This is a genomic window from Pseudomonas sp. 22072 (genome assembly GCF_052046095.1).
Taxonomy (GTDB): domain Bacteria; phylum Pseudomonadota; class Gammaproteobacteria; order Pseudomonadales; family Pseudomonadaceae; genus Aquipseudomonas; species Aquipseudomonas paracarnis.
In genome coordinates, this window is record NZ_JBQEQE010000001.1 from 278,427 (window position 1) to 292,506 (window position 14,080).

At 61.8% G+C, this 14,080-nt stretch carries 14 protein-coding genes; 3 read left to right on the top strand and 11 right to left on the bottom strand.

The genetic code is table 11. The features are described 5' to 3' along the window. Positions 1 to 20: 20 nt before the first annotated feature. Both tagQ and ACTJLA_RS01230 read left to right on the top strand, forming a co-directional pair. Complete coding sequence (gene tagQ / locus ACTJLA_RS01225) at positions 21 to 944, top strand: type VI secretion system-associated lipoprotein TagQ (protein ID WP_003195532.1); 924 nt, start codon at positions 21 to 23, stop codon at positions 942 to 944. Between the two features lie 124 nt (positions 945 to 1,068). After that, positions 1,069 to 1,443 (top strand): hypothetical protein, encoded by a 375-nt coding sequence (locus tag ACTJLA_RS01230; RefSeq protein ID WP_003195530.1) that lies wholly within the window; start codon positions 1,069 to 1,071, stop codon positions 1,441 to 1,443. Positions 1,444 to 1,572: 129 nt separating this feature from the next. Here ACTJLA_RS01230 and ACTJLA_RS01235 read toward each other — a convergent pair whose 3' ends face one another. The 6 genes from ACTJLA_RS01235 to exbB form a co-directional block, all read right to left on the bottom strand. Further along, positions 1,573 to 2,973: an aminoacyl-tRNA deacylase and HDOD domain-containing protein gene (locus ACTJLA_RS01235; RefSeq protein ID WP_032894530.1), complete on the bottom strand. Its 1,401-nt coding sequence runs from the start codon at positions 2,971 to 2,973 to the stop codon at positions 1,573 to 1,575. A gap of 213 nt (positions 2,974 to 3,186) precedes the next feature. Continuing rightward, positions 3,187 to 5,262, bottom strand: a complete 2,076-nt coding sequence (gene recG / locus ACTJLA_RS01240; RefSeq protein WP_034129255.1) for an ATP-dependent DNA helicase RecG — start codon at positions 5,260 to 5,262, stop codon at positions 3,187 to 3,189. A gap of 8 nt (positions 5,263 to 5,270) precedes the next feature. Continuing rightward, positions 5,271 to 6,191, bottom strand: a complete 921-nt coding sequence (locus tag ACTJLA_RS01245) for a hydrogen peroxide-inducible genes activator (RefSeq protein ID WP_003195523.1) — start codon at positions 6,189 to 6,191, stop codon at positions 5,271 to 5,273. 156 nt (positions 6,192 to 6,347) lie between these two features. Then, entirely contained in the window at positions 6,348 to 7,094 is a 747-nt protein-coding gene (locus tag ACTJLA_RS01250; protein ID WP_314547501.1) for an energy transducer TonB, read from the bottom strand. Next, a complete protein-coding gene (exbD, locus tag ACTJLA_RS01255; protein WP_314547504.1) occupies positions 7,091 to 7,516 on the bottom strand; it encodes a TonB system transport protein ExbD in 426 nt (141 codons plus the stop codon). Before exbD ends, ACTJLA_RS01250 begins: the two co-directional genes overlap by 4 nt. 6 nt (positions 7,517 to 7,522) lie before the next feature. After that, positions 7,523 to 8,506 (bottom strand): tonB-system energizer ExbB, encoded by a 984-nt coding sequence (gene exbB / locus ACTJLA_RS01260; RefSeq protein ID WP_034129097.1) that lies wholly within the window; start codon positions 8,504 to 8,506, stop codon positions 7,523 to 7,525. A 188-nt stretch (positions 8,507 to 8,694) separates the two neighbouring features. Between exbB and ACTJLA_RS01265 the strand changes: the two genes are divergently transcribed. Beyond that, positions 8,695 to 9,546 (top strand): SDR family oxidoreductase, encoded by an 852-nt coding sequence (locus ACTJLA_RS01265; RefSeq protein ID WP_127880346.1) that lies wholly within the window; start codon positions 8,695 to 8,697, stop codon positions 9,544 to 9,546. A 111-nt stretch (positions 9,547 to 9,657) separates the two neighbouring features. Here ACTJLA_RS01265 and ACTJLA_RS01270 read toward each other — a convergent pair whose 3' ends face one another. The 5 genes from ACTJLA_RS01270 to gmk all read right to left on the bottom strand — a co-directional run bounded on the left by ACTJLA_RS01270 (position 9,658) and on the right by gmk (position 14,077). After that, positions 9,658 to 10,398, bottom strand: coding sequence for a hypothetical protein (locus ACTJLA_RS01270; RefSeq protein ID WP_060763899.1), 741 nt, complete (start codon positions 10,396 to 10,398; stop codon positions 9,658 to 9,660). A 56-nt stretch (positions 10,399 to 10,454) separates the two neighbouring features. Next, positions 10,455 to 10,835, bottom strand: a complete 381-nt coding sequence (locus ACTJLA_RS01275) for a RidA family protein (RefSeq protein WP_003176922.1) — start codon at positions 10,833 to 10,835, stop codon at positions 10,455 to 10,457. 24 nt (positions 10,836 to 10,859) lie between these two features. Next, the gene (gene spoT, locus ACTJLA_RS01280) at positions 10,860 to 12,965 is read right to left on the bottom strand and encodes a bifunctional GTP diphosphokinase/guanosine-3',5'-bis pyrophosphate 3'-pyrophosphohydrolase (protein ID WP_127880347.1); all 2,106 of its coding nucleotides are present in this window, start codon (positions 12,963 to 12,965) and stop codon (positions 10,860 to 10,862) included. A 60-nt stretch (positions 12,966 to 13,025) separates the two neighbouring features. Beyond that, a complete protein-coding gene (rpoZ, locus tag ACTJLA_RS01285) occupies positions 13,026 to 13,289 on the bottom strand; it encodes a DNA-directed RNA polymerase subunit omega (RefSeq protein WP_003195508.1) in 264 nt (87 codons plus the stop codon). A gap of 167 nt (positions 13,290 to 13,456) precedes the next feature. Then, positions 13,457 to 14,077 carry a guanylate kinase gene (gmk, locus tag ACTJLA_RS01290; protein WP_019818119.1) on the bottom strand — a complete coding sequence of 207 codons (621 nt, stop codon included), beginning with the start codon at positions 14,075 to 14,077 and terminating at the stop codon, positions 13,457 to 13,459. Positions 14,078 to 14,080 lie beyond the last annotated feature (3 nt).

The window sequence follows — 14,080 nt, forward strand, 5'->3', positions numbered from 1 at the left end:
ACTTAACAGAGATCACATCTATGCTTTTTTCCCGTAAGGCGGTTTCCAAGCGTCACCTGCTGCTGATCGCAGCTGGTTTCAGCACCGTGTTGACTGGTTGCGCTACGTCGCCTGCGTCCAAGGTGGCGTCGAGCACCAAGGTCGAGTACTACCCCAACTGCTATGAGCCGGTGCAGCACCTGCGCGCCACCGATTCGGACATGACCAAGTCGGTCGTCACCGGTGCCGCGATCGGCGCGGCCGGCGGTGCCCTGCTGGGCGCGCTGACCGGCGACAAGGACAGCCGTGGCCGCAATGCCGCGATCGGTGCCGCAGGCGGCGCCCTGGCTGGCGGTGCGGCGGGTTACTACACCGAGCGCCAGAAACAGATCACCGATGACAACCAGCGCATCGCGTCCTACTCCACCGACTTCAACAAAAGCGCCTCGGACATCGACCGCAGCACCGCCTATGCCAAGGCGTCGCAGCAGTGCTACCAGAGCGCATTCACCAAGCTGGTGGCTGATCGCAAGGCCAAGACCGTCAACGACACCGAAGGCCGCAAGCGCCTGGCGGAAATCGTCGCGGGCCTGAAGGAGTCCAATGACCTGATCGTGACGGTCAACGGCAAAGCCAGCGAAGACCTGAACAACTACACCCAGGCCTACGAGAAAGACCTGCAACAGGTCGGCGTACAGCGCAGCGATGTGGTGACCGTGGCCACCGCCGATACCACGCCAGTGGTCGCTCCGGCCAAGGGCAAGAAAGCCGTCAAGCCAGCCAAGAAGCCGGTTCTGCCGACAGTGCCGAAAGAAGCGGTCACCACCGAACGTAGCATCCAGACCGTGCAGGCCAAGCAAGCTGAAAGCAAGCAGGTCGCCAGTGCGGGCAAGACCCAGATCGAAGCAACCTGCCGCAATCCAAACCTGGCCGACTGGGCGCCAGTGCCTTGCCCTAACGTTTAAGTACTTGTTGCTATAAGCGTTAAACGCCAACCGATCTGCGCCTAAAGCGCGAGATCGGTGGCGTTCCTTTTGCAAATCGTTACACTGCTGCGGCCACTCCAATAAATACACCGAGGCCGTGTGCATGAAATTTCGTCTTCTCCTGTGGGTGCTGGGCCTGATGATGGGCAAAGCCAGCCGCACCAACCCCGCCTTCCAGCAGCAACTGGGTGACAAAGACCTGGCCTTCCAGCTGCAGACCCTCGACGGCAAGGTTGCCCGTCACTTCATCGTCAAAGACCAGCGCATCACCAGCCGCTCAGGTGTCCACCCGGCGCCGGCCTTCGCGATTGCCTTCAAGGATGCCGCCTACGGCTTCGCCACGATGCAGGCGAAGAACAAGCAACTGGCGTTCATGACGGGGATTCAGGACAAGTCGATCCAGATCAAGGGCAACCCGGCACTGGTGATCTGGTTCCAGGGTCTGACCAAGTATTTGAAGCCGAAGAAAAAGAAGTAGGTGGTCAGGTAGACCGAGTTGGATTCATCGCAGGCAAGCCAGCTCCCACAGTGACCGCGTTCCAACTTGGAAATACGGTCAACTGTGGGAGCTGGCTTGCCTGCGATAGCGGTTTAACAGGCGGTGGGCTTACCCCTGGCTGAACTGCGAAGCCAATTCGCGCAACAGCACTTCGGCATCCAGCACTTTACCCACCACGTCCTCGGCCTTCTCGCGGCTCAGGCCCAGGCGCTCAAGCAACGCGTCGGGAATGGATTCATCCGGCCCGGAGCCAATCCCCCGGCTGCGCAACAGGCGCACCGCCAGGCACACCAGGTTCGGATACTCGGCGTATTGCCCGTCATACGTGGGATCGTGCTGGAAGCGCAGGGCGGTGCACAGTTCGTCCGGCATGTCCCAGTAGCGCATCAGCCAGGCGCCGATCTGTTCGCGGCTGATGCCCAGCAAATGTTGCTCGACGTAGCTGTGGCACAGGTGCGGGTTGACCTCCAGGTGGCGGCAGATCAGCGAGAAGTGCGGCGGAAACACGTGGGCCAGCAGCAGGTAGCCGAAGTTGTGCAGCAAACCTGCCAGGTAGGTCAGGCCGGCTTCCGGGCGTTGGGCGCGGGGCATGGCGCGGGTCAGGCCCTCGATCACGGCGGCGGTGTAGATCGACTGGTGCCAGTACGGCGTGGACAGGTGCGGGCGGTCCTTGGGCAGGCTCAGGGTTTTGCCCAGGGCCAGGCCCAGCGCCAGGTTGATCACAAGATCAAAGCCCAGCACGCGCACGATGGCGTCTTCGACTGAGCGGATCTTGCCCGGCGAGGCGTAGTAGGGCGACGCGGCCCAGCTTACGACCTGGGCGGCAAGGGCCGGGTCGGTTTCCACCACGCCAGTAATGTCGTCGATGGTGGCGTTGGGATCCACGCGCAGCTTGATGATCTTCTGCGCCGTGTCGGCCAGCGGCGGAATTTCGATGGTCGCTTCCAGGCGTTGCTGGATACGGCGAGCGGTGAAGGCTTGCATCGCCTGGGTGATTTCCTCGCGGTCATCATTGGGGCGGTCGAGGTTCGGACGGATGTTGCTCAAGGGCTCACCGAACTGCGCGGCGCTGGCCTTGGTGAGCAGGCTCTTGAAGGCGTCGGTGGGGATTTCCAGCAACAGCCCGGCTTCGCCCGAATGCACCAGCAGGCTCGGCTCATTGAGCAAGCGGCCTTCGTACAGGCACGGCGAACTGGTCAGGGGCGGCAAGCCCGGCAGCAGGCTCAGGTCATGCTTGCCCAGCATGCGCTCGACCCGCTCGGGGGCGACGGCCGTGAGGCGGCGACCGGTGAGTTCGGCGAGGCGGTTGAGGTCCAGCAATTGGCTTTGGGGAAACAGCACCATGAGCGCGCCAACCGCATCTTCAAGCAACACCGCCTGGACCTTTCGGGCAGGGTTCAGGCCAGGCTGTTCGATGACTTCCGTGTAGGGGATGGCGAGCTTTGCGAGCAGCGCCCGAATGACCGGCGGGGCGGTCAGTGGGGCTGTGGCGAGGGCAACTTCTGACATGGCCTGATCCAATTTCTTACATTCATTGGAGTATAACCAGCTTGATACGGGTGTTGGTCGGATAAGTGGCGTTTGTGATGAGGTTGGCGGTGTGCTGATTACCCTGTAGGAGCGAGCTTGCTCGCGAAGACCTTCCTGGCGGCGCCATCATCCAGAGCGTCCGCGTCATCGTTGGCGTTTTTCGCGAGCAAGCTCGCTCCTACAGGGAAGAGGTCAAACCTGGCCGTATTGCTGGCCGTGGCGCAGCCAGCGGTTGAGCAAGGGGCTGACGTGATCGGGCCAACGCTCGAGCAATGCTTGCGCAGCATCGCGCACGGCGGGCAGCAGGTCGGCATCGCGCATCAGGTCGGCGACCTTGAATTGCAGCAGGCCGGTCTGGCGCGTGCCGAGCATTTCACCGGGGCCGCGCAGTTCGAGGTCTTTTTCGGCAATGACAAAACCGTCGTTGGTTTCGCGCATGATGCCCAAGCGCTGGCGACCGATCTGCGACAGTGGCGGATGATAGAGCAGCACGCAGTGGCTGGCGGCACTGCCCCGGCCAACCCGCCCGCGCAATTGGTGCAGTTGCGCCAGGCCCAGGCGTTCGGGGTTTTCGATGATCATCAGACTGGCGTTGGGGACGTCCACGCCCACTTCAATCACGGTGGTAGCCACCAGTAATTGCAGGTTGCCGGCCTTGAACTCGGCCATTACCGCGGCTTTTTCCGCCGGTTTCATACGGCCATGGATCAACCCCACCTTGAGCTCACCCAAGGCACTGGTGAGGTCTTCATAAGTGGTTTCGGCGGCCTGGCAGGTCAGTTCTTCGGACTCTTCGATCAGGGTGCACACCCAGTACGCCTGGCGGCCTTCGGCGCAGGCACCGCGCACGCGCTCGATCACTTCGACGCGCCGGGTGTCGGTGACCAGCACGGTGTTGACCGGCGTACGCCCCGGCGGCAGCTCGTCGAGGATCGAGGTGTCGAGGTCGGCGTAGGCGCTCATGGCCAGGGTGCGTGGGATCGGCGTGGCGGTCATGATCAACTGGTGCGGGTTCATGCGCCCGCCCACGCCTTTCTGGCGCAGGGCCAGGCGCTGTTGCACGCCAAATCGGTGCTGTTCGTCGATGATCACTAGCGCAAGGTTCTTGAACTGCACTTCGTCCTGGAACAGCGCATGGGTGCCCACCACCATCGGTGCGCCGGCGGCGATCTGCTCCAGGGCGGCCACGCGGTTCTTGCCTTTGAGCTTGCCAGCCAGCCACGCCACCTCCAGGCCCAGCGGTTCGAGCCAGCGCTTGAAGGTGATGAAGTGTTGTTCGGCGAGAATTTCCGTCGGTGCCATCAGCGCCACTTGATAGCCAGCTTCCAGGGCTTGCAGGGCGGCCAGGGCAGCGACCACGGTTTTGCCTGCCCCTACGTCACCCTGGATCAACCGCAGCATCGGTTCTTGCTGGCTGAGGTCGTAGGCGATTTCATTGCCCACGCGCTGTTGCGCGCCGGTGGGCGCAAAGCCGAGGTTGGCCAGGTATTGCGCAGGCAGCCGCGTGGCTCTGGGCATCGCCGGGGCGCGCAGGGAACGCATGCTTTCGCGCAGGCGTTGCTGGGACAGCTGGTGCGTGAGCAGTTCTTCAAAGGCCAGGCGATGTTGGGCCCAATGATGACCGAGGGCGAGTTCGTCCACATCGGCATCGGCGGGCGGGTGATGCAAATACCGAATCGCATCGGCCAGGGGCGCCAACTGATAATCGCGGGCCAGCTCCAGGGGCAGCCAATCGGGCAGACTTTGCGGGCCAAGCATCGTCAGGGTTTGCATGCACAACTGGCGCAGGCGTTGCTGGGTCAGGCCCTCGGTCAGCGGGTAGATCGGCGTGAGCGTGGTGTCCACCGGTGGCGGCTCGTCGCCGGTAATGGCGCGGTATTCCGGGTGGTAGATTTCCAGGCCCGATGCGCCAGGGCGTGCCTCGCCGTAGCAGCGCACGCGGGTGCCACGCTTGAGGCCTTCCTTCTGCGCGTTGCTGAAGTGGTAGAAGCGCAGGCTCAAGCCGCCGGTACCGTCCTGCAGGCGCACCACCAGGCTGCGGCGCTTGCCCATCACCACGTCGGCGCCACTGACGGTGCCTTCGATCACCGCGTCTTGCCCAGGGCGCAAATGGCCGATGGGCACCACGCGGGTGCGGTCCTGGTAGCGCAGGGGCAGGTGGAACAGCACGTCCTGAAGGTTCTCCAGGCCGACCTTGGCCAGCTTCTCGGCCATGGCCTCACCGACACCCTTGAGTGCCGTCACCGACACCTGCGACAGCTCAGTCATACCGTGGCTTAGCTCGCAACGGGCGGCTTGGCCACCGAACACAGACGGATCGAGTCCGCGAGAATCTCAATCGCTTTGGGGCGCGGGAAGCTGGCGCGCCAGGCAATCGCTACGGTACGGAACGGCACCGGCGGCGTGAGTGGGCGCACTTCGATCACGCCCTGGGCGTAGTGATGGCTGTCTACCGCAGACAGCGGCAGGATCGAGATACCCAGGCCGGAAGCGACCATATGGCGAATGGTTTCCAGGGAGCTGGATTCCACCGTGGTGTGCTTGGCGCCGTCGTTGCCCTTGGTCAGGGTCGGGCAGGCTTCCAGCACCTGATCGCGGAAGCAGTGGCCTTCACCGAGCAGCAGCAGGCTCTTGTCGTTGAGCAGGCCGGCGTCGATGGTGTCCTTCTTGGTCCACGGGTGGGAGGCCGGCATCAGCACGTAGAACGGCTCGTCGTAGAGCGGCAGGGTCAGCACGTCCGCTTCGTTGAAGGGCAGGGCGATGATGATCGCGTCCAGCTCGCCGTTGCGCAGTTTGTCGCGCAGCACGTGGGTGAAGTTTTCTTCGATATACAGCGGCATCTGCGGTGCGACGCGATGCAGTTGCGGGATCAGGTGCGGGAACAGGTAGGGGCCGACCGTGTAGATCGCGCCGACCTTGAGCGGCGCGGTCAGCTGGTTCTTGCCGGCCTGGGCCAGTTCGCGAATGCTTTGCGCCTGCTCCAGGACCTTCTGCGCCTGGGCAACGATGCCTTCGCCCACCGGGGTGAGGCGCACGGCGCTCTTGCTGCGCTCGAAAATCAGCACACCGAGTTCGTCTTCAAGCTTTTTCACACCCACCGACAGCGTCGGCTGGCTGACGTGGCAACGCTCGGCGGCATGGCCGAAGTGCTGTTCTTGGGCGAGGGTCACGATGTAGCGTAATTCTGTGAGAGTCATAGCGGGCGTCCATGAGGTTGCGGGCCAAGCATACCGGCTGCAATCGATAGACGCACGTTATCAGAACTTTGCTGGGGATTGAGTGGGGAATATCGGAATTTTACTGAGGTATTAAAGCGAATGTGGGAGGGAGCAAGCCCCTCCCACAGTGCTCTCTCAGCGGCGACGCTTGTCGATGTTGTAGACGAACGGCGCGACCAGTTCGACGCTGCCGTTTTTCAACAGGTCTGCCGGTGGCTTGGGTAGCGGCTGAGCCTTGCGGATCATCTCAAGGGTTGCACGGTCCAGGTCGGCGTTGCCGGAGCGGCCTTCCAGTTCGTAGGACAGCACATTGCCTTCGCCATCGACCACGAAGCGCAAGCGGTTCATACCTTCCTTGCCACTGCGTTGGGCGCCGGGCGGGTACTTCTTGTACTTCTGCAGATGCGCCAGCAACGTGCTTTGCCAGGATGCCTGGGCGGCCAGCTGCTGTGCCGACGGGCCCGGTGTAGGCTGGGCGGACTTCTGCGCAGGTGCGTTGCTCGGCGGCGTTTCGCTCGGTGGCTCCTCGGAGGTTTTCTCCTTGGGCGGCTCGGGCTTCTTCTCCACCGGTTTTGGCGGTTGTGGCTTGGGCTTGGGCTTGACCGGCTTGGGCACCTGGATCGTTGGCTTGGGCGCCTCGGCCAGCTTCGGCAGGGGCAGCTCTTCGACCGGTGGTGGCGGCGGCGCAACGACCTTGGGCGGCGCTGGAGGCGGCGGCGGTGCTGGCAGCGGCGCCAGGTCGATGACCATGGCGGCGGGTGGCAGCTGAATCGCCTGCGGCGCGGACCATTGGAGCGCGATGATGATCGCGACGGCATGCACGCCCAGCACGACGGCGAGGCTGGTGCCATAACGCGTCAGTTTGTGGCGCGTCGTGATCATTTCTTGGCTGCCGTCTCAAGTCCGACCAGGCCTACCTTGAGGTAGCCGGCTGCCCGCAGGGCATCCATCACGCTCATCAGGTCGCCGTAGTCCACGCCTTTGTCGGCCTGGAAGAAGATGGTCGTGTCTTTCTTGCCTTCGGTCTTGGCATCCAGCACCGGCCCCAGGGTTTCAGCCTTGACCTCTTCTTCGCCCAGGAACAGGCGTTGGTCCGCCTTGACGCTGAGGAAGATCGGTTTTTCCGGCCGCGGCGCCGGCTTGGCGCTCGAGGCAGGCAGGTCCACCTTGATGTCCACGGTTGCCAGCGGTGCCGCCACCATGAAGATGATCAGCAGCACCAGCATCACGTCGATAAACGGCGTGACGTTGATTTCGTGGTTCTCGACGAGTTCGTCGTCGCCTTGATTCAAATGCAGGCCCATGGCCGATTACCCCACTTTCACCATGTGCGGTTGCGAGCTGCGCTCGGTAGGCAGGTGATCGAGGTCACGGCTGACGAGCAACAGGACTTCTGCCGACGCATCCGATACCTGAGCCTTGTAGCCGGCGATCGAACGGGCGAAGACGTTGTAGATGACCACCGCAGGAATTGCGGCAACCAGGCCCAGGGCGGTAGCCAGCAGGGCTTCGGCGATGCCGGGGGCAACGACGGCGAGGTTGGTGGTCTGGGTTTTGGCGATACCGATGAAGCTGTTCATGATGCCCCACACGGTACCGAACAGGCCGACGAAGGGTGCGGTGGAACCGATGGTAGCGAGTACGCCGGTGCCGCTGCTCATATTACGGCCGCAGGCGGCCACCAGGCGCTCAAGGCGGAAGCTGACGCGCTCCTTGATGCCTTCTTTTTCACGGGTGTTGGCCGACAGGCGCATTTCTTCCAGTGCGTCGTGCACCAGCAGGTTGGCCAGGGTGCCCTTCTTGGTCGCGGTTTCGCTCGCTTCCTTGAGGGTGGTGGCTTTTTTCAGGTGGACGATTTCAGCGCGCAGACGACGCTTGGCGCCCAACAGCTCGAAGCCTTTGGCAATCCAGATGGTCCAGGTGATGATCGAGGCAATGGCCAGGCCGATCATTACGGCTTTCACCACCACGTCAGCATTCTGGTACATGCCCCATGGGGACAAGTCGTGGGCCATCCCCAGGGTGTTGTCTTCTTCCAGCACCACGCCGGTTTCGTCGGCAGGTGCGGCGGCGCCGGCGGCCTGGGCCGGGTCGGTGGCCACTGGCGCGACGGCAGGCGTTGCCGCAGTAGCGGCATTTTGCTCGGCAGCTGCCGGAGCGGCTGGGGCAGTGGCGTCAGCGAATGCGGCGGTCGGTGCCAGCAATACGCTGAACAGCATCGCAGCAATCGCACGCCAGGCGCGGGAGGGGCTGTGAAGCTTGGTTGGCGAAGCGGGGGTTGTATGACGTGTCATGCTGGCCGGACCTGAGAGAAAAAATGGGTGATCGTCCTTCCAGACCATTTAGGGTCGAGGACAAATGGGCGGTTATTATTGCAAGTAATTCTTGTTAACTAAAGTGGCACTGTTACTTTATTTCGCTTTTTACTGGCCGTTGATCCACTCGCGCGGCTAATCTGCGCCTTTGAGAATGGAGTTTTGTGATGTCTGTGCCTTCTGTTGTGATTGCCGGTTGCGGTGATGTGGGTAGTCGGCTGGCTAGCCAATTGCTGGCCTCGGAATGGGAGGTTCACGGCCTGCGCCGCGATATTTCGCGCCTGCCCGACGGGGTGATCGGCATCGCCGGCGACCTGTTCAAAAAGGACTGCCCGGACACCTGGCCGATCGGCGGGGTGGATTATCTGGTGTACTGCGCCGCTGCCACCGACCACGACGAGGCCGGCTATCGCGCCGCCTACGTGCAAGGGTTGCAGCATGTGTTGGAGTGGTTGGAAGACTACGGCCAGACGCCCAAGCATTTGCTGTTTGTCTCCAGCAGCAGTGTGTATGGGCAGCAAAACGGCGAGTGGGTCGACGAAACGTCCGAGACGCAAGCGAAGGGCTATTCCGGGCAGGTGATGCTGGAAGCTGAACAGGTGGCGCTCAACAGCGGTATTCCAGCGACCATCGTGCGACTGACCGGGATTTACGGCCCGGGTCGGGAATGGCTGCTCACTCAGGTTCGCCAAGGCTATCGCGTAGCGGTTGACCCGCCGTTGTATGGCAACCGTATCCACGCCGATGACGCCGCGGGCCTGCTCGCCTTTTTGCTGCGGCATGTGGAGAAGGGCGGTTCGCTGGACAAGGTCTATATCGGCGTTGACGATGCGCCGGCACCACTGGCCGAGGTGGTGGCGTGGTTGCGCGAGTACCTGGGTGTGACCGAATGGGCCGAGGACGCCAGTGTGCGGCGTGCGGGGAGCAAGCAGTGCAGTAATGCACGTATGAAGGCGCTTGGCTGGACGCCGACATACCCGACTTACCGGGAAGGCTATGCGGCGATTCTGAAAGGCTGAAGCGCGGCAAAAAATGTGGGAGCTGGCTTGCCTGCGATAGCGGTATATCAANTGTAATACCGTCATCGCAGGCAAGCCAGCTCCCACATTTGGATTTGGGCGAGGCTTTTATTACTTCTCAAGCAACCATTGGCGAGGGCCTGGCGTAAACGAAGGCACTTCATCGGCCTGCGCGGTATTGATCGCCTGGAAGATCTCCAGTTGCTTACCCTTGCGCGTGAAGATCCATGGGTTGCCCTGGCCGTCCAGTTGCAGCCAGATGCTGTCGTAGCCGCCGCTCATGGAGGCGCAATCGCCTGCCAGGCAGAGTGAATAGCGATCAACCCCCGGCAGGCCGGCGACCTTGCCGTCTGCCTGGAACTGCACCGTGGCACCGCTGCCGGTGCCGTCGCTGATCTTCCAGTCGCCGCCCATATAGGCCGCATACAGCGCGCGCTCGAAGGTGGCGCCCAGTGGCGCGCCTTCCGGTGCGGGTTCTTTGGCGCGGGCAAACAGCTGTTCGGGCTCATTGTCGTTGGCCACTTGCAGCAGTTGCTTGCCTTTGCGCTTGAGTTCGGTGGCTGAGCTGCCATAGAAGTCCACGCTCCACGCGCCGGGCTTTTCACCCGACAACTTGCCTTCCGCCACTTCAAAACCGTTGTAGTAGCGCGCCTGCAAAGCCTTGGTGTTGACCTCCCACTCGAGGTTGGGGCCATAGGACTGCAGGGCTTCACGCAAAGGGCCGCCCTTGGCTGCCGCGTCGATGGCGGCCTGGTTGATCCAGGTACCGCTTACATCCAGGTCGGCGGGGTTGCTGGCACAGCCGCCGAGCAACAGGGCGAGCAACGAGGAGGCTACAAGCGCTTTGCGCATTACGAAATCCTTCTGAAACGAAGTCGGCGCAGCCTGTTTGGGCTGCGCCGGGTGTTTTACTCGATGACCAGAATGGCGTCCATCTCAACCTGTGCGCCCTTTGGCAGGGCGGCGACGCCGATGGCGGCGCGGGCTGGGTAAGGTTGTTCGAAGTACTTGCCCATGATCTCGTTGACCTTGGCGAAGTGGCTGAGGTCGGTGAGGAAGATGTTCAGCTTGACGATGTCCTTGAACGAACCACCGGCAGCTTCAGCCACGGACTTGAGGTTTTCAAAGACCTGTACGGTCTGGGCTTCGAAGCCTTCAACCAGTTCCATGGTCTTTGGGTCCAGCGGGATCTGGCCGGACATGTAGACGGTGTTGCCCGCCTTGATCGCCTGGGAATAAGTGCCGATGGCGGCTGGAGCTTTATCGCTGGTGATAACTGTCTTGGTCATGAATGACTCCTTGTAATGGATCGGTTATGCACGCATGCGGGTGATGCGGATCACACCGGTCAAGGCGCGCAACTTTTTGATCACGCGGGCCAGGTGCACGCGGTCGTGCACGCTGACCACCAGTTGGACCACGCTGATGCGACCATCGCGTTCGTCCATGCTGATTTTCTCGATATTGCCGTCGGCGGCGTTGACGCTGCTGGCCAGCAGGGCGATGAGGCCGCGCTGGTGTTCCAGCTCCACTCGCAGTTCGACGTTGAATTCGCCGGTGACATCCTTGGCCCACGAGAGCTGGATGCATTTTTCCGGGTTGTGGCGGATTTCGGTGATGTTGCGGCAGTTGTCTAGGTGCACCACCATGCCTTTGCCGGCGGACAAGTGGCCGACAATCGGGTCACCCGGGATCGGCGTGCAACATTTGGCGTAGCTGAGCACCAGGCCCTCGGTGCCGCGAATCGCCAGTGGGCCTTCGGGGCTCGGCAACTGTTCGCCTTCGCCCAGCAGGCGGCGCGCAACCACGTAGGCCATGCGGTTGCCCAGGCCGATGTCTTCCAGCAGGTCTTCGATGGTTTCCTGGCGGTACTCGTGGAGCATCGCTTTCACGCGCTCTTGCGGAATCTTGTCCAGGGCGCTGTCGAAGCCGTTGAGCACCTTGTTCAGCAGGCGTTCGCCCAGGCTGATGGATTCGGAGCGGCGCTGCAATTTCAGCGCGTGGCGAATATGCGTACGTGCCTTGCCGGTGACCACAAAGTTGAGCCAGGCCGGGTTCGGGCGAGCGCCCGGTGCGCTGACGATCTCCACCGTGGAACCGCTTTGCAGCGGTTCGGACAATGGGGCAAGGCGCCGGTTGATGCGACAGGCGATGCAGCTGTTGCCGACATCGGTGTGCACCGCGTAGGCAAAGTCGACCGCCGTGGAGCCTTTGGGCAGCTCCATGATCCGGCCTTTGGGCGTGAACACGTAGACCTCGTCCGGGAACAGGTCGATCTTCACGCTTTCGATAAATTCCAGGGAGTTGCCGGCACGTTGCTGCATTTCCAGCACGCCCTTGACCCATTGGCGCGCACGGGCATGGGTGCCTTTGGGCTGCTCGTCGCCGCTGGACTTGTACAGCCAGTGGGCGGCAATGCCGTTGTTGGCCATTTCTTCCATTTCGCGGGTGCGGATCTGGATCTCGATCGGCACGCCGTGCATGCCAAACAGGGTGGTATGCAGCGACTGGTAGCCGTTGGCCTTGGGAATTGCGATGTAGTCCTTGAAGCGGCCCGGCAGGGGCTTGTACAAATTATGTACAGCTCCCAGTACGCGGTAGCAGGTATCGACCTTGTCGACGATGATCCGGAACGCATAGACGTCCATGATCTCGTTGAAGGCCCGACGCTTGCCGCGCATCTTTTTGTAGATGCCGTAGATGTGCTTCTGCCGGCCGCTGACCTCGCCCTCGATTTCGTCAATCGCCAGGCAATGGCTCAGGGACTCTTCGATCTTGTTGACGATTTCCTTGCGGTTGCCCCGTGCGCGCTTGACCGCCTGGTAGATGCGCGCCGAACGCATGGGGTGCATGGCTTTAAAGCCCAGGTCTTCGAATTCGATACGAATGGCGTGCATGCCCAGCCGGTTGGCGATGGGCGCATAGATTTCCAGGGTTTCCTTGGCGATGCGCCGGCGCTTTTCGCCAGACAGCACTTCCAGCGTGCGCATGTTGTGCAGCCGGTCGGCCAGCTTGACCAGGATCACCCGAATGTCTCGGGCCATGGCCATGGCCATCTTCTGGAAGTTTTCCGCCTGGGCTTCGGCCTTGGTCTCGAAGTTCATCTGGGTCAGCTTGCTGACCCCGTCGACCAGTTCGGCCACGGTTTCGCCAAATTGCGCACTGAGCGCTTCCTTGGCAATGCCGGTGTCTTCGATCACGTCATGCAGCATCGCGGCCATCAGGCTCTGATGGTCCATGTGCATGTCGGCAAGAATATTGGCCACCGCAAGAGGATGGGTGACATACGCCTCGCCGCTACGTCGGCGTTGGCCGTCGTGGGCTTGTTCGGCGTAGAAATACGCTCGGCGAACCAGGTTGACCTGGTCTGCGCCGAGGTAGGCCGATAAGCGATCGGCGAGGGCGTCTATGCTCGGCAAAGTGTGAACTCCTGCCGATGGCTGTGACCCCGCGCCGTGCTACGTCGACCAGGCATAGGCTTAGACGTCCTCGTTGGACTCGCCTTCGAACGCTGCAAACAGCGGTTCGTCTTCAACGATTTCGGCGTTGGCGATGAACTCGTAGCTCATCAGGCCTTCAGCGATTTCACGCAGGGCTACAACGGTAGGCTTGTCGTTTTCCCACTGGACCAGAGGCTCTTTGCCGCCAGTGGCCAGTTGACGGGCACGCTTGGTAGAGAGCATGACCAGCTCAAAGCGGTTATCCACGTGTTCTAGGCAGTCTTCAACGGTTACGCGGGCCATGGTATTCCTCGGAGCGAATGCAAGATGCGCGCTGCCCGGTTGGGCGAGCGGACTGAGCAGTTTAAAAAATCACCAGCGTTTAGGGAAGCGCTGATTTTTCGCAGGCCTTCGCAAAACCGCTACAAGTGCCAATGTAAGGCCCTTGCAGCTGTTTTGGGAAGCGCCAATCAACCGAGCAATTCGGCGAGTAATTTGCCGAAACGCTGCTGTTGGCGCTTTTGCTGCAGTTGGTTGGCGCGGAAAATCGCCTTCAAATCATCCAATGCGTGGGTAAAGTCGTCATTGATGATCAGGTAGTCGTAGTCGACGTAGTGGCTCATTTCGCTGACGGCCTCACGCATGCGACCTTCGATAATTTCATCGCTGTCCTGGCCGCGGTTAGTCAGGCGTTGGTGCAGGGCTTGGAGCGAGGGCGGCAGGATGAAGATGGAGCGCGCCTTGGGCATCAGTTGGCGCACTTGTTCGGCGCCCTGCCAGTCGATCTCCAGAATCAGGTCGTGGCCTTCGTCCAGGGTCTGTTGCAGGTGGCTCTGCGAGGTGCCGTAGAGGTTGCCGAACACTTCGGCGCGCTCCAGGAAGTCACCGTGTTCGATCATCTTGACGAACTCGGTACGCTCGACGAAGTGATAGTGCACGCCGTCCACTTCGCCCGGGCGCATGGCGCGGGTGGTGTGCGAGACCGAAATGCGGATCTGCTCGTCAGCGTCGGTCAAGGCCTTGACCAGGCTGCTCTTGCCCGCGCCCGAAGGGGCGGAAATGATGTAAAGGGTGCCGGTGCTGTGGGTCATGGA

Excerpts from the sequence above, each read along its gene's own strand:
- tagQ (WP_003195532.1), top strand. The coding sequence starts at position 21 with ATGCTTTTTTCCCGTAAGGCGGTTTCCAAGCGTCACCTGCTGCTGATC.
- ACTJLA_RS01230 (WP_003195530.1), top strand. The coding sequence starts at position 1,069 with ATGAAATTTCGTCTTCTCCTGTGGGTGCTGGGCCTGATGATGGGCAAA.
- ACTJLA_RS01235 (WP_032894530.1), bottom strand. The coding sequence starts at position 2,973 with ATGTCAGAAGTTGCCCTCGCCACAGCCCCACTGACCGCCCCGCCGGTC.
- recG (WP_034129255.1), bottom strand. The coding sequence starts at position 5,262 with ATGACTGAGCTGTCGCAGGTGTCGGTGACGGCACTCAAGGGTGTCGGT.
- ACTJLA_RS01245 (WP_003195523.1), bottom strand. The coding sequence starts at position 6,191 with ATGACTCTCACAGAATTACGCTACATCGTGACCCTCGCCCAAGAACAG.
- ACTJLA_RS01250 (WP_314547501.1), bottom strand. The coding sequence starts at position 7,094 with ATGATCACGACGCGCCACAAACTGACGCGTTATGGCACCAGCCTCGCC.
- exbD (WP_314547504.1), bottom strand. The coding sequence starts at position 7,516 with ATGGGCCTGCATTTGAATCAAGGCGACGACGAACTCGTCGAGAACCAC.
- exbB (WP_034129097.1), bottom strand. The coding sequence starts at position 8,506 with ATGACACGTCATACAACCCCCGCTTCGCCAACCAAGCTTCACAGCCCC.
- ACTJLA_RS01265 (WP_127880346.1), top strand. The coding sequence starts at position 8,695 with ATGTCTGTGCCTTCTGTTGTGATTGCCGGTTGCGGTGATGTGGGTAGT.
- ACTJLA_RS01270 (WP_060763899.1), bottom strand. The coding sequence starts at position 10,398 with ATGCGCAAAGCGCTTGTAGCCTCCTCGTTGCTCGCCCTGTTGCTCGGC.
- ACTJLA_RS01275 (WP_003176922.1), bottom strand. The coding sequence starts at position 10,835 with ATGACCAAGACAGTTATCACCAGCGATAAAGCTCCAGCCGCCATCGGC.
- rpoZ (WP_003195508.1), bottom strand. The coding sequence starts at position 13,289 with ATGGCCCGCGTAACCGTTGAAGACTGCCTAGAACACGTGGATAACCGC.
- gmk (WP_019818119.1), bottom strand. The coding sequence starts at position 14,077 with ATGACCCACAGCACCGGCACCCTTTACATCATTTCCGCCCCTTCGGGC.